Genomic DNA, 22047 nt, shown 5'->3' with positions numbered 1-22047 from the left:
ATAAGGGATAGTTGAAGCATGGACGACAAAGTATTTCTGTTTTACTTGCTTGGCGGCGTCATTTTGCTAGTTGGTGTGTACAATCTTTTTAAGTGTCTAAGTAGAAGAAAGTGGCCTGAAACAGTTGGCCTTATTCAAAGAAATGAGACGCGAAAAATCACTTCAAATATTATTTCGCCGCTTAGAACAGGATTAATGGGATCATTTTCGAGCAAGTCGTATGGTGGTACCGATAAGGAAATAGTGTTGGCGCTTAGTTACGTATACGCAATTGATGGATATAAGTATGTTGGAAATAAGCTATATTCTGCACCTGTTGTTACAGATAGGCAGCAGCTAGAAGGTCTCCATAAGGGAGATAAGGTCAAGGTATTCTACAAGCCAAGCAATCCTGCAGTTTCATTTTTGGCTCACTCATTTGCTTGGCCTAGTGTAGTTGTAATATTAATGGGGTCTATTGTTCTGGCTTATGCACACTACATACAGATCAATCCATAACAAAGTGCTGAAGAGCCGACGCGCGAAAAGCGCGCGCGTCTTAGCACGGCGTTATGTGTGAGGAAAGATATGAGAATTGCTCTATTTGCGATGCTATTTCTAGTAGCTTTTAACGTGCATTCACATACAGATACAAACTTGAAGTTGAATGACGGTTATTTGATTGGATTGCCGGAGAACTACTCTCCCGCCAAATTTGACTTCAATACTTTAACGCTATCGATTTCAGGCAAAACAGTTACCTTTCCAGAATGTGTAAGGGATATGTTTGCCTTTGAGGTTGACGACCTTCAAGTAACTGCATCTTGGTATCACGATATTGAAGAGGAAGATTCATTACCGCCATACATTACAATTGGCAGTAAAGGCATGCATCGTAACTATCTGCTAATTAATATGGATACGCTTAAGCCTGTTGCTCTTGAATGGGGGTATGGAGGCAATGAAAGCGACATGGAGTGCATAAGGAAATTCAATGTTAAAAACACATAACAAACGCAGCCACACCGGCCTATCGGCCTCGACTCGCTACGCTCGCGTGTGCTGCGGGCGTTATGTGTCCAAGTTACCCACGAATAGTAGACACCCTGTATAGTTATATTAAGCCTATATGGAGGTGTCCTTATGGCACGCAAAAAGCATCAGCATTACACCGAAGAATTCCGTAAAGAAGCGATAAAGCGCTCTGAACAGCCGGGTGCTACCCAAGCTTCCGTTGCGAAGGAGCTTGGGATTAGTGCCCAGCAGATCGCCAACTGGAAGCGTCAACTCACCCGCCTATCTGATAAGCAATTCAATACCTTGGATGGTGTGGATTACTCGAAGAAAGAAAGTGAGGAGATGCGTGAACTACGGCGAGAGAATAAGCGCCTGAAAGAGGAGATGGAATTCTTAAAAAAGGTGTCTGCGTACTTCGCGAAAAACCAAGAGTGAAGTACGCATTGATTTTGGAGTATGTTGGCCAATACAGCATATCCCTGATGTGCGATGTACTAGGCGTACATAGATCTGGCTTCTATCGCTGGTGGGATGCTCTAAACAAACGTGAGGCTCGTAAGGAAGAGTTAGGCGAACTGGTGAAAGACAACCTTTGAGGAGTTTGAGGCTGCCTATGGAGCCCCAAGAATCGCTCAGGAGCTGAACGACCTAGGGCATAGGTGCTCAGTCAATTTTGTAGCCAAAATCATGCAGGAACAGGGTGCCAAAATCATGCAGGAACAGGGGATTTTGGCCAGAAACGGCAAAGCCTTTAACTATGGCGGCCACGCATTAACGATGCACAAGTTGCGGACAACCTCCTTTTGGCGCGACTTTTCGACTGACCGGCCGAATCAAAAATGGGTCACAGATATCACGTATGTTTGGGTGAAGAATCAGTGGCTATATCTGGCAACTGTAATGGATCTGTATTCCCGTCGGATTATTGGCTGGAGCCTCGATACCGGCATGACTGAGCAGCTCATAACGCGGGCAATGCAGATGGCGATTGATGCCAGAGGTGTGGCACCAGGTCTCATCGTCCATTCGGACCGAGGCACACAGTACCGCTCAAATAGCTACGTTGGCTTCTTGGAAAAGCACAAGATCACGCGCAGCATGAGTAGAAAGGGTAATTGTTGGGACAATGCAGTAATGGAGTCGTTCTATGCACGACTAAAGGTTGAGCTTATCTATGCCAAGAACTATCAGTCGATTGGTGAAGCTCGTTCGGGTATATTTGGGTACATTGAAGTCTTTTATAATCGCAAGAGAAGGCATTCAGCGAACGATGGGCTAAGTCCCGTTGATTTCGAAGAGAACGCAGCAATAGCTGCATAAGTAGAGTGTCTACTTTTTGTGGGGAACACCAGTTTATCGTTGCTAATGTCCGCACGACTATTTGCAGACGATTTCCCCGAGCAAACAGATTTCAAGCACTGAGTTAAAGAAAATTACGACAACCTTATGTTGCTTGAGAAGAAGATGGTTGCCGAGAAAAGGTTCGATTACATATGGAACATAACTCTCCCGCGATTTAGATCAAAGCGATTAAATATAAGAAATGTAGATTTACCAGAAAAGCCCGAGTACCTAAAACTGTTGCCGAAAAATGGGAATGTACTGATTTCAAGCGACAAAAATGAATTCACTATTACTAACGGCTTCTCTTCCAATTGTGGGAAAAATATGTGCATAGTATCAGCCGTCATGTTTAGAGTTGAATTTGATCAGCGGTTATGTGATATGAGCGGCCAAGCAAAGCCAGGGGTATATTTTATTCACATGTTCGATAAAGGGTATTTAGAATATGACGTATTCGGCATAGATACTTAATGTCAATGTCAACTTTCCGTCGACCTGGTTGATTAGCGATTTCATAACACAACGAGTGCTTTAAATGAAACATATCACTCTTGCTCTATTGTTATTTCTGGCCTGTATGGATACTTATCCCTGTGGCAAGGATGCGCCGGTAGGTCAGATTCAGATAGACTTTCGGAAAAACCAAAATGGGGTGTCCGGATATGAGCTGCTCGTGGCAAAGTCTTTAGATGGCCAACAGCTCGTGAAATTAGAGGTCAGATCGGTCGTGCAGGAGAGTGTGGTCTTCAATATAGCAACTGAATTTCATGATGCGTCACTGTATGAAGAGGACGAAATCTATGAGACACATGTGCGTTCATGGTTTGTACTTGCCGATTCGCTGATCGAATCGATAGTGATAGTAGCGAGTTATAGTCAGATTTCGGAAAGTGGTGCTGTATTAATGTGCGCACCTGCGTATCGTGTAGGGTTAAACGAATTGATAGAGCGCTATAATGAAGGTCTGCAACAGTCAGAAGAGGCCAGAGCCGATTCAGGAAAGCTATAAAGAGGGAACTTAAGATGCATCGTATTTTTTTGGTTTTATTTTTGGCGCTAATTTCACAGGCTGCTGTTGCCGCAAATCTACCCGATTTTCCTTTTATTGTCTCTGTTGGTAAGGCTGAGCGGGAGGTTAAGCCGGATATTGCTACCGTTAATCTTGGCATAGTGTCTTTTGAAAGCAGTTCGGAACTCGCTATAGAAAAAGTCGGATTGGCGACAGATGGTGTTCTAAAAGTGCTTCAGTCTTACGGTATTAGTGCCAGCGCTGTTGAGGCGACAGATATGGAGAAAAGCACGAAGAGAAGACGGGACTCAGAGTACAACAACCTTGCAATACTGGGTTACGAAGTATCCAGAGCACTAATTATAGAGTTAAACGATCTATCTAAGTATTCGGAGCTGGTTAGCGATATTGTCGCGATCGATAATGTTACAGGTGTTCGGACAGCATTTGATGTAACAGATCGAATTGAGATTGAGCGCGAGCTTGTTGGAATTGCGAGCAAAGACGCGCGAAACAAAGCAGAGCAAATGGCAGAGGGCCTGGGCACAAAAATACGCTCAGTATATGCAATATCTCAGAACTCCGATTTTGGATCTTTTTTCGCCACTTTTGGGGCGCGGTCGGATCAAATTCTAGCTGATTTGGCATCTCCGACTGGTCGAGCTCGAGTCGTCATGTTTGTACCCAAAACGATTACGATAAGCCAAGGCATAAATGTTGTTTTCAGAATGAAATGACTTGGTATTCAATGGCCTGCTAAGGTGTATGCTGGACTATTTCATTATAAAGGAGCAGGGTTATGTCTTATGTTGATGGTTACGTATTAGCGGTACCCCTTAAGAACAAAACGCAGTATATCGAGTTGGCTGAAGCCTCGGCTGCAGTGTTTAAAGATCATGGTGCGATTGCGGTGGTTGAGAACTGGGCCGATGATGTGCCCGAGGGGGAGGTCACCAGTTTGCCTATGGCTGTGAAATGTGAAAAGGATGAAGTGGTGGTGTTTTCCTGGATTATCTGGCCCTCCAGGGAAGCGCGCGATGCAGGCAACAAGGCTGTAATGGAAGATCCACGCTTTGCCGACTGGGATATGAGCAAAATGCCGTTTGACGGCAAACGCATGATATTTGGTGGTTTTAACACAATTGTGAATCGGTAGGCGGCCAGTGACACAGGCGCTTGTACTGTCCGATAAGGCTTTTCAGTGGCAGCGTTTCTAGTTGGGAATCTAGCCAGTACGTGGTTTCTATGGTTGGCTTTGGATTGGCACTAAAGTGTTACCCTGATGTCTGCATCGTAGGACGTTCATGGTCGTCAAGAGCTGCAAGCAGTACAAAATTATTTTTCAGAGCTATGTGTTGATTAACACAAATCAATGGGTAAGCGTTGGTAGAGTTATGAATGAATTGTACTTGGCGATGGTCACATGATTAGAGTCATTGCAATTCTTTTTGTCTTTTTTCCTTGTTTAGTCGGTGCAGAACAGGAGAAAGATGAGCCGGATCAAGAGCTTCTAAATTTTTTAAGCTATTGGGGAGTTTTCTATCATAAAGAAGATGGAACAGATCCTGTGCCAGAGCTGCTTGATTGCCTTGCCTATCTCGAATCCGGGAAGATGGCTGAAGATATCGTCCACAGCGCAAATGCCTGTATGGAAAAAAAGGGGTTTAGAGTTGAATATCTCAGGCATCAATCCTGACTTGTTTGCCAATCAACTCTATTTTTCGTATCACATTGACCATTAGTTGGTTTAGGGCGCCCGGGATTTTAGTCCATCTTTTAATGTTGTTTTCATTAAGCGGAGAGTGTTTTGGATTTTACAGATAAGGAAATTGAAATAATTAGATCGGCCGAAAAGAATGTTAGGTCTGTAAAAGTAGTACGCATTATGATCTTTTTGGTTCTGTGCGCCATCGTGATAGCTTTCTTTTCAGGGATGATTTCAGAGCGGATTTTAGTTTATGTTGCTCTTGGCGCGCCGGTTTATGCATTGCTCGCGCCACAGATAGGCGTCGGTCCTAAATACGAGCAGCTGACGATGTTGCTGAGCAAAAAGTTGAAAAATCAGTAATGGTTTACGCATTATGTGCAGGGTTGAACTGAAAAATACAATGGTCTTACGTTTTTTTACGATTGTAATAGTTCGGTCCGCACACGTGTATGGGCGATCAGGTGTGAACCGTAAGTTTGTCTCTGATTGTAGACCACATTTTTCTAAAGTCAGTCTCAATAAATTGTGGGAGGATCTGGCAATGAGAATGGTTTCAATGTTAGTCGCTATGTTGATTGTGGGGTTTCTTGTTTATAAGCAATCCAGTAAAAGCTCAGATTTGCTGGCGGAGCCAGGAGGCGAGCATTCGACCGTTGCGCCGCCAAAGGTGCCAACAACACCCAGTGAGTTACAGAGTTATGATACGAAGATGAATCAGTACATGACGGACGAAATGGAGAAAAGAAAGCAAGCCATAGAGGATGCGGAGCCTGAGTAATTCGCTAAATCATAGCAAGCAATTGTTGACCCCATTTATTGCCAAATCTGCTACCTGGCATTGTCTAGCTAAAACTATGGAGTCTGTGGTGCGTAAAGCAAAACTTTGGCTTATGCCACTTTGTCTATTTTTATTTGCGGGCTGTTCAAGTGATTCGAAGCAGGATGAATCCTTTGGTGTGGCGCAATCAATGAAAATGGTTGCAGATACTCAGCGTGGTAGTGCTGAGTATCTGGCGTACGAGCACAGGATAACCGTACGCCTAGCGCGCGAATCGATCGAGGCGGGCTTTAACCGGTTGGTGGATTATTGTGGTCAGGACCGGGCACACCAATGCACAGTGTTGCATGCGTCGGTGAATACCGGGGATTATGCCCGTGCTAGTTTACGCATGCGCCTGGCGCCAGCGGGGGTTGAGCCTTTGATCGCGCAGGCGGCGGAGACTGGAGACCTCAATGCCCGGGCAATGGATGTGGAAGATCTGCAAACAGCCGTTGCCGATAACAGCAAACGCATGGACATGTTAATACAATATCAGTCGCGTCTGCAGGCGCTGGAGAAAGAGTCTGCCGCGGATGTTGATGCGCTTATCCGTGTTGCTGGCGAGTTGGCGCGGGTGCAATCGGATATCGAGTACGCGCAGGGCGAGAAAGCTGCGCTAATGCAGCGAATTCAGATGGATATCGTTAACATTAGCCTTGAGCCTGAGCGTTACGGTTCTTTTTTCGAGCCGATAGCAGAGGCTGCATCAGGGTTTGGAGAAAATCTTTCGAATGCGATTGCGTTCGCCATTACCGGCGTTGCCTATTCCATGCCATGGTTGGTGCTATTGATTTTCCTGATTTGGCTGGTGCGCAAGTTCTGGTTACGTCGTCATACTGGCTGATATCTGAATGTTATTCTCAACGGCAGGCGATCAGGCCTGCCGTTTCATTAAAGACACACCAAATATCAAACCGGCACTCAGCACAATACTGGGCCCGGCCGGTGTGTCGGCAAAAAAGGATATCGCCAAGCCGGAAAATACCGCTACCGCGCCCAGGCCTGATGCCACAATAGCCATGGCTTCCGGCGTGCGGGTGAGCCGGCGCGCACTTGCGGCGGGAATAATCAACAAGGCGGTAATCAACAATACGCCCACCACTTTCATGGCGATGGCAATCACCAGCGCCATGCACAGCATCAGCAACAAACGAATGGCTTCGACGTTAATGCCTTCCACGCGCGCGAGTTCTTCATGCACGGTGATCGACAGCAGTGAACGCCAGAAGCGTGCGAGCAATACCAACACAAGGCCAGCGACTAACGCAATCACGCCCACATCGGTCCAATCCGCCATGAGCAAATCGCCGAACAGGTAGGCCATTAAATCCACCCGGTTGTTGGCCAATAAACCCATGCACACCAGACCGAGCGCGAGGGTGGAATGGGACAAGATGCCGAGCAAGGTGTCGGTGGCGAGCTGCCGGCTTTTTTGCAGCACCACCAGAATCACGGCGAGGATCAAACAGCCAAGGGTCACCGCCAGACTTAAATTAATATCGAGCAATAACCCGAATACCACGCCCAACAATGCGGAATGGGCCAGCGTATCGCCAAAGTAGGCCATGCGCCGCCACACGGCAAAGCTGCCGAGCGGGCCGGCCACGGCAGCCACACCCAGGCCGGCGAGTGCCGCGGTAATCATGAATTCAGGCATGGTCAGTCCTTGTGCGAATGGTTGCACACCACATCGCCGTGGAGGTCGTGTTTGTGGTCGTGGTGGTGGGTGTATACCGCAAGCATTTCGGCCGCGCGGGTGCCGAACAGCTCTTGGTAAGCGGGGTGATTGCTCACACTTTCCGGGTGGCCGTGACAGCACACGTGCTGGTTCAGGCACAGCACTTCGTCGGTGTTTGCCATCACCAGGTGTAAATCGTGAGAGACCATCAATACGCCGCAGCCGCGTTCGTGCCGGATGCGGTTGATGAGCTGGTACAAGGCCAGCTGGCCGTTGATGTCCACGCCCTGTACCGGTTCATCCAGCACCAGCAGGTTGGGCTCGCGTGCGAGTGCCCGGGTCAGCAGTACCCGCTGCACTTCACCGCCAGAGAGTTGCTGCATGGGGCTGTCTGCCAGATGACCGATGCCGGTGAGCGCAGACGCTTCGGCAATTTGTGCGGCGCCGGCACCGCCGAGCGCAAGAAAACGTTGTGCGGTTAATGGCAGGCTGGCCTCAAGCTGCAGCTTTTGTGGCATGTAGCCGATGCGCAGATCGGCCGCGCGTTCTATGCGCCCGCTGGTGGGTTTTTGTAGTCCGAGAATGGTGCGCACCAGGCTGGTTTTGCCGGCGCCATTGGGCCCGATCAGGGTGACGATCTTGCCGCGCTGGAGCGTCAGTTGCACATCGTCGAGCACGGTTTTATCGCCAAAGCGAAGGCCCAGATGTTGAGCGTTTAGCAGGGCGGTCATGCAGCGTGCTCCTGGCAGGTGGCGCACAGGCCGGTGAGTTCCAGCGCCATCTGATCGATAACAAAGCCTTGTTGGCCGGCGAGCTGGTTGAGTGCGCGGGTGAGGTCGTCTCCGCTGAGTTCGTGGGCATTGCCGCACGCCCGGCAAATCATGAACTGGCCGGGGTGTGCCACGCCCGGGCAGTCGCAACCCACAAACGCGTTCAGGCTGTTGATGCGATGGATGAGCCGGTGCTCGAGTAAAAAATCCAGGGCCCTGTAGACGGTTGGCGGCGCCACGGCTTTACCGTTGTGCTGACTCAGTTGTTCCATCAGCTGATAGGCGCCTACCGGCTGATGGTTGGCCCAGATTAATTGCAGCACGTGTTCGCGCTGGCGAGTGAGCCGGAAACCCTGTTCGCCGGCCAGCGCGCGCGCGCGCGCCAGTGCCGTGTCGATACACTGGCGATGATTGTGCGGCTCAAAGGAGGTTGAGGGCATGATCCTGTCTTCTGGGGGCAAAACGTTATGTTATCATATAACGTTTTTACGACCCGGTGCGGTGATGTTGCGCGTTTGCTTATTGGTTCTGCTTCTCTCTGTTGGTTTGCCCGTGCAATCCGGTGTGAACCTCGTCACCACCATTCAGCCTTTGACCTTGCTGGTGCAACCCCTGTTGGCGGAAGGCGACCAGATCACCCAGTTGTTGCCTGCCAATCAGTCGCCCCATCATTTTGCTTTGTCGGTGTCCCAGCGCCGCGCGCTGGCGGATGCCGATCTGATTTTGTGGATCGGGCCAGACCTTGAAGCCGCGCTTGCGCCTCTGCTTGAGGGTTCGGGTGCGGCCCTGGAAATGGCGGGCATTGCCGGCATCGAGTGGCCTGTGGGGGGCAGTCAGCATCACGGTGATCATCAGCATGGGCTGGACCCGCACCTGTGGATGAATCCGGGCAATGCCCGGGTGATGGTCTCGGCCATAGAGGCGGCACTGGTGGCGGCGCGGCCTTCACAGGCGGCCCACTATCGGCAGCAGGGGCAGGCATTCAGGGACCGTTTGGCACAGACCGATGCGGCCATCCGGGCACGCTTGGAAAAGCCGGCGAAGTACATCAGTTTTCACGATGCCTACGGGCATTGGAATCGCCACTTCGGCAGCCAGCAACTGGCGGCGGTGGGCTCCACGCCCGAGCAGAAGCCCAGTGCGCGGCATTTGTATGCACTGCAGAAGCTGGCGCCAGAGGCCGAGTGCCTGCTGGCGGAGAGCCTGTATGCCAATCAGAACAGCGAAAGCCTTGCGCGCCAGCTGCGGTTGCCGCTGGTCATGGCCGATCCCTTGGGTCAGGCGGCCGACAGTTACGAAGCGCTATTACTCAACCTGGCTCAGGTGTTCGAAGCCTGTCACCGTTGAGTGGTCGAATTGTCCGGTGCGCAAAAAAAGCACTGTCTGGCTCGCCACCGCCGGGTGATAACGCAGGGTCGCGTGCCCGCTTTTAAGCACCACAAAGTCCTGCATTGCCGGCAACCGGGCCGACCATGCCGGCACTAAGCCATCGTGCGGGCCGAAGATGCCATCGTCCACATCCCCCTCCGTACGCACTCCGGCAATGCCACCCAAGGGGTAGTCGGGCGCCGGCAGGCTATTGGGGAAGCTGTCAGGCGCGGTGCTGAGTGCCAACGCACTGGCACCCGCTGCCTGCATCCACCAGCTGTCCCGGTAGTTGTCGACAAAATCCGTGCCTTGGTGCGGCGTGCCAATGGTCACCACCCGGCCCAGATTGGGGTGCGGATGCTGGGCCAGGTGGGCGCGGATCATCAGGCCACCGAGCGAGTGCCCGACAAAATGTACCCTGCGTGCCTGGGTGCAGCAGGCGTTGATATCGGCGCTCACCGACGCCAGCATCGCCTCCGGCGTTTGCCGGAACGAACTGTAGTCGATGCGCACCACGTCAAAGCCTTCGTCTTCCAGCTGGTTCGCCAGCCACCACATGGCGTGCTGGTTGCGGCCGAGCCCGTGCAGCAATACCACGATTTCTGCATCCGGGCTGGCGCGGGTACCGGTGGGGCTGCAGGCGAGCAGGCTCAGGCTGGCGAGTAAAAAGATTAATCGGGTCATGGGCTTGCGCTCGGCATTTTTGGGTGACTGTGCCGGGTGGCTGCCGCAAGGGCAAGGCGCTTGAGATCGTCCACCCGTGGCTTGCGCCGGATTACAGGGCGACCAAAGGCTCGCCCGCCAATGCCCGCCACCAGGCGAGCGATGGGGCCGGTGCGCAAATGGACACGGCTTCCCCCATGATGGGCGTCACCAGTTGAACACCGCGTGCATCGGCCGCGGCCTGAGCCCGCTCCAGCGGTTCAAACCAGTCGTGCAATGCCAGGTCGAAGGTGCTGTTGTGGATCGGAATCATGGCTTTGCCGCGCAGGTCCAGGTGCGCCTGCACGCTTTGTTCGGGCAGCATGTGGATGGCCTCCCACAGGTGGTTGTAGGCGCCGGTTTCAATCAGCGTGATGTCGAAGGGCCCGAGCCTGTCGCCAATGGTTTTGAAGCCGGAAAAGTAGCCCGAGTCGCCACTGAAGAACACCTTGGCCTGCTGGCTTTCAATGGCCCAGCTGGCCCAGAGGGTGCTGTCTTTGTCGAACAGCCCGCGGCCGGAGAAGTGCTGAGCCGGGGTCGCGGTCAGCCGCAGCGAGCCAATGGCATGGCTTTGCCACCAGTCCAGTTCGATGATTTTTTCCGCCGCCACGCCCCAGGTGCGCAAGTACTCACCCACGCCCAGCGGCACCAGAAAATACTCTGTGCTTTCAGCTAAGGCTTCGATGCTGGCCCGGTCCAGATGATCGTAATGGTCGTGGCTGATGACGACTGCAGTGATAGGCGGCAGGGCATTCAATGCGACCGGAACGGGATGAAAACGCTTGGGGCCGAGCCACTGCACCGGTGAGGCGCGTTCGCTGAAAACGGGATCAGTCAGCAGCCACTGACCGTCCAGCTCGATTAAGACGGTCGAATGCCCCAGCTTGAACAAGCGGGGTTCACTGGCGCTGGTGAGTGTGAAATCGGGCTTGGCCACAGGCAAGGGCGCCGTTGGTTTGGGTTCGGCCGGTGCGGCGGTGAACTGTTCTTTGACCAACGCGAGCAGGGTGCTCACGGAGGTGGAATAATCGAGCTGGCTATTGGTATAGCGGCCATTGTCGCGCACAGGGGCTGTGTCGGCGTGCATGGGCAAAACTCCGGCGGTAAAGGCCATCAGGGATAAGAGGAAGCTAACGGTTTTCATGGTATTCCATAAGTAAACTACACGGTGCAGTTTAATGTCGGGATGGCAATAAGTAAACTGGCTAGTGTAAAATAGCCGACTTCTATGTTGCCGAGTTGAACATGAACGCCCCCCAGAAAATCACCCGCAGTGAACAGAAGCGGCAGGACATTATTCGCGCCGCCAAACGTGCGTTTCTCACCTATGGCGTGCAGGGCACGAGCATGGATGTGCTGGCGGCTGAGGCGGGGGTATCGAAGCGCACTGTCTACAATCATTTCGACAGCAAGGAAGCGCTGTTTTCCTACATCATTACCAGTCTCTGGACCCAGGCAGTGCAGGCTGGGAGTTGTGTCTATGATCCGGCCCGGCCCTTGCGCGACCAGTTATGCGAGGCGCTGGAGGCCGAAATTGAAACCATCAACAGCCAGGAATATATCGAGCTGAATCGCGTGGCACTGGGGCATTTTTTCTACCAGCCCGACGCCATCAAAGAGGAGGTGGCGCGACTGGCGGTGACAGAAAAGGCCATCGTGCGTTGGATCAATGCGGCGGTGAAAGACGGCCGCCTGCGGGTGCCGGACGTGACCTTGGCGGTGCAGCAGCTGCACAACCTGATTAAGGGCAGCTGCTTCTGGCCTCAGTTGATGCACATCGAGCCGATGCTGGATGCACAGGCCAAGCGGCTGCTGGCAGAGCAGACGGCGGATTTGTTTCTGGCCCGGTACGGCGTTTAGCCCCCGCAAGCGCCGCAACACAGCGACGGTGTTTGCGGCGTGGCCTTGCCTTCGAACAGGATGTTGTTTTCCAGGTGGATATGCTGCCTGAGGTCGTCCACAAAGGCTTGCAGGCCAGCGAACAGCGCGCGCCAGGTATTGCATGCACCTTTGGGTAATGTGAGGTTGTTGGTCAGTTCGTTGAGAAGTTCAAGAGCATGTGCATGGTCGTCGTGTTCGTGCCGCATGACCTTAATCGGGCCGGTTGCCATGGCGCGCTGGCCTGCCTTTAACATCGGGAACAATATCTGCTCTTCCTTCTGCATGTGGGCTTCCAGTTCCCGTGCCATATCCGCCAGATGCTGTGCCAGCCCAACCGGACAGTCAGGCCTTGCCCCGTGTACCTGCTCCACCCGGGAGGCCAGGCGCACCAATTCGTTGAGTTGCTCCCGGTGGACCCGGTGGTAGCGGTTGAGCAGGTGGTCGATAAGTTCAGCATCGGGCGCGGCCGACCAATCCTTTCCTTCTGATGTCCGCGCGGTAAGCGACTCGAGCCGGTTTACCGTCTCGGTGGTGTCCAGGCCTTTTTCGTGTATCGCCAATCCCAACGGAGTCTTGCCACCACAGCAGTAATCCAGGCCAAGCGCGTTGAACACGGCAGTGGAACCTGGAATTTGACGGGCGATCTGGCCCACGGGCATATCGAGCAGGTTCATGTGTTACCCCCTTTGATGGTTGTGTTTCAGTGTATCGGGGGGTTGCCGCGGGCCCAATTTGGCCTTGGGGTTAGGCGGGGTATTGCGTTGGGGGTAGGTAGGCACCCCAAAGTACCAAGGGGTCTGACTCGGTCGGACTAAGTACCAAGGGGTCAGACCCTTTGGTAAAAAAGTTGGGCAGTGAATGCAGCGTGCCGACCGAAACGTCGGGCCGTCGCCCTCCTTGGCTCCTTTCGGCATACGCCGATGTGTCGGACCACCGCCATGGATGGCGGAAGTGCCAAAAATGCAGCTTCTGGCCGAGCCTGGCCCCTTGGTGCTTTGGTAGAGGCTCACTCATGGTCGAATTGGGTAGGCGGTGGTGCTGGGTAGCGTAAAAGATTTTTGGCAGTGAACTGCAGCGCGCCGACCGAAACGTCGGACCGTCGCCCTCCCTGGCTCCTTTCGGCATACGACCGTCATGGATGGCGGAAGTGCCAAAAATGCAGGAGCATTTTTTGGCCAGTCCATCCGTGGACATAAAAAAAAGGCCGGGGTTTTGGAGAGCCCGGCCAGGATAGTTTTCCTAATAAGCGATGTAATCTGACGCTATGGGGGAGAGACCCAGAGCTACGCGGTACCCCAGAGCAATAGGGCGCCGCGCTCAACCGCCGGAGCGGTTACTGAACTTGAGCTTGCAGGCGCAGGCGCGCTGCAATCTTTTCGTCCAAATCTTTGTTGACCATGTCGCCAATGGTCAGGGAATTGTTGTTTAACTGCTTCAACTGCTTTGCGTTGGCGTTTTTCTCGGCCAGTTCCTGAGTCCAGCTCACATCGGCACCAGCGGTGGCGATAGAAGTGGTGATTCCGGCCTGAGGATTAGCCAATGCAACGGGTGCAGTGAGTGCTAACAACAGAAAACCAAGCTTTTTCATAATGCGGCCCTCCGTATCAGGCTTGAGTGATCCGGTTACCGGGCTTGGTGGCCTGTAACCGGGTGGTAATTCGGTGGCAGTGGGTGACCGCCTCAAGATGTTACGCATGGTAACAACTGTTTAAAGATTAAGCTAGATCTTTTTCAGAATTATGACAAAAACACCTGATGTTTCCCTTGTAACCAACGGTTTTTGGGAGTTTTTTCACAAAACGCTCCGGTTTTTGATCGTTTTTCCATCGGTAACAGTATAGGTAACACTAAAGTCCCGGTACGCAGGCGCCAGTCTGGGGCCATGGGCGCGGTTGTTACCGGCTTGGTGTATCCTTGCTGCCTTCACTTTTCAGCTCTGGATTTTTTATGACCGCGCCTGTTGTCCTGGTAGATGGTTCGTCCTATCTCTACCGCGCCTTCCACGCCCTGCCGCCACTCACCAATAGCAAGGGTATGCCCACGGGCGCGGTGAAGGGCGTGATTAATATGATCCGGCGCCTGTTGAAGGACTACCCGGGCAGCCCGGTGGTGGTGGTGTTTGATGCCAAGGGCAAAACCTTCCGCGATGACATGTTCCCGGACTACAAGGCCCAACGTCCGCCCATGCCCGATGACCTGCGCCCGCAAGTGCAGCCCATCCACGACATAGTGCGCGCCATGGGACTGCCGCTGCTGGTGGAAGAAGGGGTAGAGGCCGACGACGTGATTGGTACCTATTGCCAGCAGGCCACGGCGGCGGGTATTCCGGTGATTGTGTCCACCGGCGATAAAGACATGGCGCAGCTGGTGAATGAGCATGTGACGCTCGTGAATACCATGACCGACACGGTGATGGACCCCGCCGGGGTGGAAGCCAAGTTCGGCCTGCCGCCCAGTCTGATCATCGATTTTCTGGCGCTGATGGGCGACAAGGTCGACAATATCCCCGGCGTGCCGGGCGTGGGGGAGAAAACCGCTTTGGGTCTGTTACAGGGGCTGGGCAGCCTGGACAGCATTTACGCCAATCTCGACAAGGTGAAAGACCTGAGTTTCCGCGGGGCCAAAACCATGGCAGCCAAACTGGAGGAGCATAAGGACAAAGCCTACATGTCCTATGCACTCGCCACCATCAAGCTCGATTGCGACCTGCCCGAGCCGATCCAGGCCCTGGCCAATGGCGAGCCCGATAAAGCGCGCCTGCTCGCGCTGTTCCAGGACATGGAATTCAAAACCTGGGTCAACGAGCTGGAAGGCGAAGGTGTGGTGGCGGAAGTCAGTGAGTCTTCACACGCCGCAGAGGGTCCGGACACCAAAGGCGCGCTGGCGCGCGAATACGAAATCATTACCACCGAAGCAGCGTTCGAACGCTGGTTGCTGACGCTGGAATCCCAACCGGCGTTTGCGTTTGATACCGAAACCACCAGTCTCGATTACATGGAAGCTGAGATTGTGGGGGTGTCTTTTTCGGTGGAGCCGGGCCGCGCCGCCTATGTGCCGGTGGCGCACGATTATATGGAAGCGCCCGAACAGCTGGACCGGAACTGGGTGCTGGCCAAACTCAAGCCGTTGCTGGAAGCCGAGACGCCCAGGAAGATCGGCCAGAACCTCAAGTATGACGCCTCGGTACTGGCCAATTACCAGATAGCGCTCAACGGCATTGGCTACGACACCATGCTGGAAAGCTACGTACTCAACTCCACGGCCAGCCGGCACGATATGGACAGCCTGGCGGGCTTCTATCTGGACGAAACCACGGTTAAATTCGAGGATATTGCCGGTAAAGGCGCCAAACAGCTCACCTTTAATCAGATTGCGCTGGAGCAGGCCGGCCCTTATGCGGCCGAAGACGCCGATATTACCTTCCGCCTGCACCAGGCCCTGTGGCCCCAGCTGGAAGCCGCGCCCTCGCTCAAATCTGTGTTCGAATTCATCGAATTGCCGCTGTTGCCGGTGCTCAGCGCGGTGGAGCGCACCGGTGCGCTGGTGGATGCCAAGCGGCTGGGTGAGCAGAGTGTGGAGCTCGGCGAGCGGCTGGTAACCCTCGAGCGCGAGGCGTTTGAGCTGGCGGGTCAGCCGTTTAATTTGTCCTCACCCAAGCAGCTGGGGGAAATCCTGTTCGACAAACTCGGCTTGCCGGTCATTAAGAAGACCCCCAAGGGGGCACCCTCAACGGCGGAAGAAGTATTGCAGGAACTGGCGTTGGACTACCCGCTGCCAAACATCCTGATGGAATACCGCGGTCTGGCCAAACTCAAGAGCACCTATACCGACAAGCTGCCGCAGATGATCAATCCGCGCACCGGCCGGATTCATACCTCTTACCATCAGGCGGTGACGGCCACCGGGCGCTTGTCCTCCACCGACCCCAACCTGCAGAACATCCCGATACGCACCGAAGAAGGCCGGCGCATCCGTCAGGCGTTTGTGGCGCCCAAGGGTTACAAGCTGGTGGCGGCGGACTATTCGCAGATTGAGCTGCGCATCATGGCGCATTTGTCCGATGACAAGGGTTTGCTGGATGCCTTCGCTCAGGGGTTGGATGTGCACAAGGCCACGGCGGCCGAAGTATTCGGTGTGGACCTGGACTCAGTGACCGCCGACATGCGCCGCAGCGCCAAGGCGATTAACTTCGGTTTGATTTACGGCATGTCGGCTTTTGGCCTCGCCAAGCAACTGCATCTGGGCCGTAACGAAGCCCAGCAATACATCGATACCTATTTCGAGCGCTACCCGGGCGTGGCCCGCTACATGGACAACACCCGCGCGCTTGCGCACGAACAGGGCTATGTGGAAACCCTGTTCGGCCGGCGCCTGTACCTGCCGGAAATCAACGCCAGTAACAAAATGCGCCAACAGGCTGCCGAGCGCACCGCTATCAATGCGCCCATGCAGGGCAGCGCGGCGGATATCATCAAGCGCGCCATGGTGGATGTGCACCAGTGGTTGAGCGGTGAGAACGCGCCCGATGCCCGCATTATCATGCAGGTTCACGACGAATTGGTGCTGGAAGTGGCCGAAGATCAGGTGGATGCCCTCACCGGCGAGCTGTGCGAACGCATGAGCCGCGCCGCCGATCTGAAGGTGCCCCTGTTGGTGGAAGCCGGCGTGGGCGACAACTGGGACCAGGCCCATTAAAAATTTTTTAAATTAATTTGAACTTCCCGGCAATCCGCCAGTCAGAGTAATCAGTAACATGTGATGTATTGCTCTCCCATGGATTCCTTGGATGTAAGAATCTTTTAACCCGCCCCTCCGGCGGGTTTTTTTATGTCCAGGGATGGACTGTATGCCAGCAGGAGCCATGGATGGCGAGCTGGCGTGCCGCAGTTCACTGCCTATCCTCTTCGAGGTACCCAGCCCAATCACACTGCCACGCCCAATTCGGCCATAGGAATGGCATCCAACAACATAAGTACCAAGGGGTCTGACCCCTTGGTACTTTCGTGGTGGAGTGTTATGCCCACATAAAAAACCCCGGCGCCTTGGGCTACCGGGGTGAAAAAGGTCGAGCCTTGTTTGGGGCTAGTACCCAACCTCGTGATCCGGGCTTGGGGAACCCTGACCAGCACTGTTAAGACGCGCGCGGCCGCAAATGGTTTCAAACTTCACATTTATTTACGTTGAGTGGTGCTAAAACGGGGATCAAGCGAGAAAACCGGTTTGGCTGGCGGGGAGAGACAGCCCGCCTGGCTGGGACGGTGCCCTGGTTTCAACGGCCAGCGGTGTGTGCAAGGGGGTGCAGTACCGGCCGATGAATTTACTTGGTGAGTATCAGCTTGCCGGCTTTGGTCTGGCGCAGGAAGTATTCCTGACCGGCATGCTCAATCACAATTCGCCCTAAGCCGCCCAACAGTTCCTGGCTGGCGATGCGTTCCTGGTGGCCCGCATGGCTGCGCACCATGACGGGGCGGGCGGTTTCACTGCTGGTATTCATGGCGACCTCTCGGTAGGCAATCAAATGAGGCCTGAGTGTGTCACTTATTGAGAATGATTGTCAATAGCGTTTGGGTCGCTGTCGGACGGCGGTACCTGCATCCAGCCCTGCAGTACCTGATTCAGCTGATCCAGACCGTCGCGCTTGAGCGATGAAAACAGCTGGACAGAAACCAGATCATCGACCTGGGCGTCTTTCAGGTGCTTGCGAATAGCCAGCAAGGTGCTTTGCGCGGGGCCGCGCTTCAGTTTGTCGGCTTTAGTGAGCAGTATGTGTACCGGCATATCGGCGTCCACGGCCCAGTTGATCATGGTGGAATCGAATTCCTGCATGGGGTGGCGCACGTCCATCAGCAGCACCATGCCCACCAGGCTCTGGCGCTCCTGCAGGTATTCGCCCATGTTCTTATCCCACTCGCGCTTCATGGCCAGGGGGACTTTGGCGAAGCCGTAGCCGGGCAGGTCTACCAGCCGCAGATCGGGATCACCCAGGGTGAAAAAATTGATCATCTGCGTGCGCCCCGGCGTTTTACTGGTGCGGGCGAGTTTGCCGTTGCGGGTGAGTGTATTGATGGCAGACGATTTGCCGGCATTGGAACGGCCGGCAAAGCACACCTCTACACCCGTTTCGGGCGGGCAAAGGGCGAGGGTGGGGGCGCTCATCAGGTAGCGGGCTTTATTAAAGTGGATTGGATCTGCCATGAATTCTGCAAAAATAGTGTGTTATCAGGCGGTTAGTATATAATGCCGAGCCATAAGCCGCCCCAAGAAGGCGGTGATTGTAGCCCGTGAGTCACTGCGCGGCTAACGCAGATTCTAACTTACTAGCAAATCGAACGGATTAATCGCATGAACAAGCTGATTAAGCAGGTAGTTGCTGTTGCCGGCCTGGTGGCGCTGTCGCAAATGGCTTTGGCGGGTGATGCCAAAAATGGTGAGACTTTGGTGGGCATGTGCAGTGCATGTCATGGCGCAGACGGCAACAGCCCGGCGCCCAACTTCCCCAAACTGGCCGGCGTGGGTGAAAAATACCTGCTCAAGCAGTTGAAAGATATTCAGTCCGGTGCGCGCAACATTCCCGAAATGACCGGCATGCTGACCACCTTCTCCGATGAAGAGCTGGCCGATATCGCGGCATTCTTCGACAGCAAAACCATGCAACTGTCCGGCTCTGACAAGGCGCTGGAAGTGCAGCTCAACAGCGGTGTCAAGGTCAACAGCCTGGCGCTGGGTGAAAAGACTTACCGCGGCGGCAACATGGAAACCATGGTACCGGCTTGTACCGGTTGCCACAGCCCCGGTGGTTCCGGCAACGAGCCTGCAGCTTACCCCCGCTTGGGTGGTCAGCATGCCGCTTACATCGAGAAGCAGCTGAAAGACTTCCGCGCCGGTAACCGCACCAATGACGGTGATACCCAGACCATGCGTCAGGTAGCTCAGCACCTGAGCGATGCCGAGATCAGTGCGCTGGCCAACTACATTGCCGGCCTGCACCCCTAAGCGTCAGGCGCGATACCAAAAGGCGACTCAGGTCGCCTTTTTGTTTTTGGCGGGCGTTGGGCACCGCGTTATGGCGCTCGCCGTGCCGGCATTGTTAAACCGGTTCAGCTTTCGTTCATGCCAACGACGTAAACTGGCGATCAACTGACTCAGCTGGTCGGCAGAGACTTGCAGCCAGCTGTCCAAACCCGAATAATCGGGCAAAAAACCAATATGGAGTTTCCTATGCGTTTGTTAGTGGCCTTTGCCGCCCTGATCATGTCCCTTGCTGCTTGCGCCGATGCAGGCGGTGAGAAATACCAAGCGGGTAAGCACTACCAGGTTCTGGACAACCCGGTGCGCACTGCCAACCCTGACAAGATCGAAGTGACCGAAGTGTTCTGGTACGGCTGCGGTCATTGCTACCACTTCGAAACCCCACTCAAGCCCTGGGTTGCCGGCCTGGCCGATGATGTGGCGTTTGTGAAGTCGCCGGCCATGTGGCACAAGACCATGGAGCTGCATGCGCGCGCTTACTACGCTGCCAAGGCGTTGGGCGTAGAAGATCAGCTGAACCTGCCTTTGTTTGAAGCCCTGAATGTGCGCAAGCAAAAGCTCGATTCAGAATCGGAAATCAAAGCCCTGTTTGAAGCCAACGGTGTGGACGGCGCCAAGTTTGACAAGGTGTTCAATTCGTTTGGTGTGACCGGTCAGGTGCGTCAGGCCGATGCCCGCGCCCGTAGCTATCGCATTTCCGGTACTCCGGAGCTGGTGGTGGAAGGCAAGTACCGCATCTCTGCGCGCGATGCTGGTGGCCAACCGGAAATGCTGGAGGTGGCCAACTTCCTGATTGAAAAGGAACGCGCTGCACGCGCCGCCCAGTAAACGACAGTCGCTTGCAAGACCCCGGGGGCCATTTGGCCCCCTTTTTTTTGTGTGCGCTTCTACACTCAGATACAGGGTTGTGTGTAAGGAGCAGCAGGTGACCGTAAAAGACGCCAATTACTGGCGCGACAAATACCGCGAATTACTGTTGGAGCGCGATCAGGGCCGGAAAGTGGATACCGGCGATTATCAGCAGGCCATCGCCTTGCTGGCCGACGCGCTGGGTGGCTTGGAACCCGAGCTGGCCAGTGCCATGGCGGTGGTGCTGAAGCAGGCCAAGCGCAATGAATGGGGTAAGCCCGGCCAGCTGGCGCTGTTGAAGGAAAGCCTCAATCAGTTCGAAAAGCGTCTGTCGCTCCAGCGCGAGCGGGAACAACAAGCTGTTAAGGCGGCAGCCGACGCGCTCGCAATCCCCCATCTGGCCAATGGTAAGGCGCTGGCAACTAAAATCGCCAAGCTATACAAGCAGCAAAAACACGCCAGCGATTGGGCCAAGCTGTTTGAGGCGCTGGCGGAGCTACAGCCGGCGGGCCCGGCCCCGGAACAGCCGGGCCTGATGAGCCGTTTGTTTGGCGGCAAAAAACCGGACGCGGAAGCGGAATCCGAAGTCGCTACCCGCGAGGATGCGACCGCCGCTATCAGCGAGGACCCAGCACCTGCCGGCAACGACGACACCCAAACTGAACTGCTTGACGCCGATGAACCTGCGCCGACAAACGCGGCGCCTGACCCGGACGAAGCGCCGGCACCCGAGTCGCTTTCATCCGTGGCGCACGCGCAACGTCAGAGTCTGAGTGGGCACTGGATTGCGGCGCAGGATGTGGGATTACACGAACCGCCGTTCAGTAAAATCAGTGACCGGATTTCCACGGTGTTGGGCGATTTTCTGCGCCAGATAGAGCCGCCATGGCCCGCGGTGGCCGAAAAAGCCAGTGCTGCGCGCCTGCGTATCGATGGCGGCCTCAACTGGTATGAGTTGGTGCCCACCCTGGAAGACATCCGCGATCTGGTGATGGCACTGCTGGTCAATGCCAAAAGCGATTACCAGACCTATCTCGTGGGCCTGTTGGAAAAACTGAATACCTTGCTGCAACTCACCGGCGAGGCGGTGATTGATATCGAACAGGACGAGGCCGGTTTCATTGCCAGTCTTGAACAGAATGTGGGTTCCTTCTCGCAGGCGTTGCAGTCAATGAATGACGTGGCTGAACTGAAAACGCTGGTGCAAACCAAAGTGGAATCGCTGGGGGATATTCTTGCCCGCCGGAAACAACAAAATGCCGAATCGGGCTTGCTGGCAAAAGTGCAGGCGCTGCAAACCCAGGTGGCCGAATTGCAGGCAGAAGCGGCCGGGCGCCAACAGGAACTGGAAACCGAAAAAGCCAAAGCACGCACCGATGCGCTTACCGGTTTACCCAATCGTGAGCACTACAACGAGCGGGTACACCATGAAGTGGAGCGCTTTAAGCGCTATCAGCGGCCAGTGTCCATGGCGGTATGTGACATCGATCATTTCAAGTCCTTCAACGACAACTACAGCCATCAGGCGGGCGACCGGGTGTTGAAAGTCATTGGCCAGGCCATTGCCAAAAAATTGCGCGACACGGATTTCATGGCCCGCTACGGCGGCGAGGAATTTGTCGTGATCATGCCGGAAACCACCGGCCCCGATTGCAAACTGAAAATGGACCGCATACGGGAAGCGGTGGCCGGCACGGCGTTCAAGTTCAAGGATCAGGCATTGCAGATTACGTTTTCCTGCGGCATCGCAGAAATCATTGAGGGCGATTCACCTTCAACCTTGTTCGCCCGCGCTGACAAAAAACTTTACGATGCCAAAGACGCTGGCAGGAATTGTTGTCAGCTGGCGGAATGAGCGGCAGCATGCCTTTTAATAGTCATTAAGACTATTAT

The 22047-nt window shown here is 54.4% G+C and carries 25 protein-coding genes and 1 pseudogene; 17 read left to right on the top strand and 9 right to left on the bottom strand.

Translation table 11 applies throughout. From position 1 onward, the window contains the following. Positions 1 to 18 precede the first annotated feature (18 nt). From M5M_RS11580 to M5M_RS11525, 11 genes and pseudogenes are all read left to right on the top strand, one after another. The gene (locus M5M_RS11580; protein ID WP_015047687.1) at positions 19 to 498 is read left to right on the top strand and encodes a DUF3592 domain-containing protein; all 480 of its coding nucleotides are present in this window, start codon (positions 19 to 21) and stop codon (positions 496 to 498) included. Positions 499 to 567: 69 nt separating this feature from the next. Beyond that, complete coding sequence (locus M5M_RS11575; protein WP_015047686.1) at positions 568 to 990, top strand: hypothetical protein; 423 nt, start codon at positions 568 to 570, stop codon at positions 988 to 990. 132 nt (positions 991 to 1122) lie between these two features. Further along, the gene (locus tag M5M_RS11570) at positions 1123 to 1431 is read left to right on the top strand and encodes a transposase (RefSeq protein ID WP_015047685.1); all 309 of its coding nucleotides are present in this window, start codon (positions 1123 to 1125) and stop codon (positions 1429 to 1431) included. A 162-nt stretch (positions 1432 to 1593) separates the two neighbouring features. Further along, positions 1594 to 2316, top strand: a pseudogene (locus tag M5M_RS11565) (IS3 family transposase); the annotation flags it as partial. A gap of 559 nt (positions 2317 to 2875) precedes the next feature. After that, positions 2876 to 3349, top strand: a complete 474-nt coding sequence (locus M5M_RS11555; RefSeq protein WP_015047682.1) for a hypothetical protein — start codon at positions 2876 to 2878, stop codon at positions 3347 to 3349. Between the two features lie 14 nt (positions 3350 to 3363). Then, positions 3364 to 4086 (top strand): SIMPL domain-containing protein, encoded by a 723-nt coding sequence (locus M5M_RS11550; protein ID WP_015047681.1) that lies wholly within the window; start codon positions 3364 to 3366, stop codon positions 4084 to 4086. A gap of 62 nt (positions 4087 to 4148) precedes the next feature. Further along, positions 4149 to 4505, top strand: coding sequence for a DUF1428 domain-containing protein (locus tag M5M_RS11545; RefSeq protein ID WP_015047680.1), 357 nt, complete (start codon positions 4149 to 4151; stop codon positions 4503 to 4505). Between the two features lie 267 nt (positions 4506 to 4772). After that, positions 4773 to 5045 carry a hypothetical protein gene (locus M5M_RS11540; RefSeq protein WP_015047679.1) on the top strand — a complete coding sequence of 91 codons (273 nt, stop codon included), beginning with the start codon at positions 4773 to 4775 and terminating at the stop codon, positions 5043 to 5045. A gap of 111 nt (positions 5046 to 5156) precedes the next feature. Next, positions 5157 to 5417, top strand: coding sequence for a hypothetical protein (locus M5M_RS11535; RefSeq protein WP_015047678.1), 261 nt, complete (start codon positions 5157 to 5159; stop codon positions 5415 to 5417). A gap of 103 nt (positions 5418 to 5520) precedes the next feature. Then, entirely contained in the window at positions 5521 to 5835 is a 315-nt protein-coding gene (locus M5M_RS11530) for a hypothetical protein (protein WP_144062432.1), read from the top strand. Positions 5836 to 5923: 88 nt separating this feature from the next. Next, positions 5924 to 6721, top strand: coding sequence for a DUF4349 domain-containing protein (locus M5M_RS11525; RefSeq protein WP_016389367.1), 798 nt, complete (start codon positions 5924 to 5926; stop codon positions 6719 to 6721). A gap of 30 nt (positions 6722 to 6751) precedes the next feature. Here M5M_RS11525 and znuB read toward each other — a convergent pair whose 3' ends face one another. The 3 genes from znuB to M5M_RS11510 are packed head-to-tail and all read right to left on the bottom strand — an operon-like array spanning position 6752 to position 8765. Further along, positions 6752 to 7534, bottom strand: coding sequence for a zinc ABC transporter permease subunit ZnuB (gene znuB / locus M5M_RS11520; RefSeq protein WP_016389366.1), 783 nt, complete (start codon positions 7532 to 7534; stop codon positions 6752 to 6754). A 2-nt stretch (positions 7535 to 7536) separates the two neighbouring features. Next, positions 7537 to 8286: a zinc ABC transporter ATP-binding protein ZnuC gene (znuC, locus tag M5M_RS11515; RefSeq protein ID WP_015047674.1), complete on the bottom strand. Its 750-nt coding sequence runs from the start codon at positions 8284 to 8286 to the stop codon at positions 7537 to 7539. Then, positions 8283 to 8765, bottom strand: a complete 483-nt coding sequence (locus M5M_RS11510) for a Fur family transcriptional regulator (protein WP_015047673.1) — start codon at positions 8763 to 8765, stop codon at positions 8283 to 8285. The genes znuC and M5M_RS11510 overlap by 4 nt, the downstream gene beginning before the upstream one ends. Before the next feature lie 64 nt (positions 8766 to 8829). Between M5M_RS11510 and M5M_RS11505 the strand changes: the two genes are divergently transcribed. Continuing rightward, positions 8830 to 9672, top strand: a complete 843-nt coding sequence (locus tag M5M_RS11505; protein WP_162141159.1) for a metal ABC transporter substrate-binding protein — start codon at positions 8830 to 8832, stop codon at positions 9670 to 9672. Here M5M_RS11505 and M5M_RS11500 read toward each other — a convergent pair. Continuing rightward, complete coding sequence (locus tag M5M_RS11500; RefSeq protein WP_015047671.1) at positions 9631 to 10377, bottom strand: alpha/beta fold hydrolase; 747 nt, start codon at positions 10375 to 10377, stop codon at positions 9631 to 9633. The genes M5M_RS11505 and M5M_RS11500 overlap by 42 nt on opposite strands. 91 nt (positions 10378 to 10468) lie before the next feature. Continuing rightward, entirely contained in the window at positions 10469 to 11539 is a 1071-nt protein-coding gene (locus M5M_RS11495; protein WP_016389365.1) for an MBL fold metallo-hydrolase, read from the bottom strand. Between the two features lie 101 nt (positions 11540 to 11640). Here M5M_RS11495 and M5M_RS11490 point away from each other — a divergent pair, with 101 nt between their 5' ends. Further along, positions 11641 to 12255, top strand: coding sequence for a TetR/AcrR family transcriptional regulator (locus tag M5M_RS11490; RefSeq protein WP_015047669.1), 615 nt, complete (start codon positions 11641 to 11643; stop codon positions 12253 to 12255). Here the strand turns inward: M5M_RS11490 and ytfE are convergent. Next, the gene (ytfE, locus tag M5M_RS11485) at positions 12252 to 12950 is read right to left on the bottom strand and encodes an iron-sulfur cluster repair protein YtfE (protein WP_015047668.1); all 699 of its coding nucleotides are present in this window, start codon (positions 12948 to 12950) and stop codon (positions 12252 to 12254) included. The two genes, M5M_RS11490 and ytfE, sit on opposite strands and share 4 nt — an antisense overlap. 659 nt (positions 12951 to 13609) lie before the next feature. Continuing rightward, positions 13610 to 13864, bottom strand: a complete 255-nt coding sequence (locus tag M5M_RS11480) for a hypothetical protein (RefSeq protein WP_015047667.1) — start codon at positions 13862 to 13864, stop codon at positions 13610 to 13612. A 359-nt stretch (positions 13865 to 14223) separates the two neighbouring features. Between M5M_RS11480 and polA the strand changes: the two genes are divergently transcribed. Continuing rightward, positions 14224 to 16971 (top strand): DNA polymerase I, encoded by a 2748-nt coding sequence (gene polA / locus M5M_RS11475; protein ID WP_015047666.1) that lies wholly within the window; start codon positions 14224 to 14226, stop codon positions 16969 to 16971. 622 nt (positions 16972 to 17593) lie between these two features. Here the strand turns inward: polA and hemP are convergent. Together hemP and yihA are read right to left on the bottom strand one after the other, a co-directional pair. Beyond that, entirely contained in the window at positions 17594 to 17770 is a 177-nt protein-coding gene (hemP, locus tag M5M_RS19890; RefSeq protein WP_015047665.1) for a hemin uptake protein HemP, read from the bottom strand. Between the two features lie 44 nt (positions 17771 to 17814). Then, positions 17815 to 18471, bottom strand: a complete 657-nt coding sequence (yihA, locus tag M5M_RS11470; RefSeq protein WP_015047664.1) for a ribosome biogenesis GTP-binding protein YihA/YsxC — start codon at positions 18469 to 18471, stop codon at positions 17815 to 17817. 147 nt (positions 18472 to 18618) lie between these two features. On the opposite strand from yihA, the gene M5M_RS11465 reads away from it, so the two are divergent. The 3 genes from M5M_RS11465 to M5M_RS19570 all read left to right on the top strand — a co-directional run bounded on the left by M5M_RS11465 (position 18619) and on the right by M5M_RS19570 (position 22009). Further along, the gene (locus M5M_RS11465; protein ID WP_015047663.1) at positions 18619 to 19269 is read left to right on the top strand and encodes a c-type cytochrome; all 651 of its coding nucleotides are present in this window, start codon (positions 18619 to 18621) and stop codon (positions 19267 to 19269) included. A gap of 225 nt (positions 19270 to 19494) precedes the next feature. Beyond that, positions 19495 to 20133: a thiol:disulfide interchange protein DsbA/DsbL gene (locus M5M_RS11460; protein ID WP_015047661.1), complete on the top strand. Its 639-nt coding sequence runs from the start codon at positions 19495 to 19497 to the stop codon at positions 20131 to 20133. 97 nt (positions 20134 to 20230) lie between these two features. Then, entirely contained in the window at positions 20231 to 22009 is a 1779-nt protein-coding gene (locus tag M5M_RS19570) for a GGDEF domain-containing protein (protein ID WP_015047660.1), read from the top strand. The last annotated feature ends 38 nt before the right edge of the window (positions 22010 to 22047 follow it).

The sequence above is a fragment of the Simiduia agarivorans SA1 = DSM 21679 genome, from assembly GCF_000305785.2.
In the GTDB taxonomy this organism is placed as follows: Bacteria; Pseudomonadota; Gammaproteobacteria; order Pseudomonadales; family Cellvibrionaceae; genus Simiduia; species Simiduia agarivorans.
The sequence above is the reverse complement of the archived record's forward strand: the minus strand, read 5'-3'. Positions and strand labels throughout refer to the sequence as shown.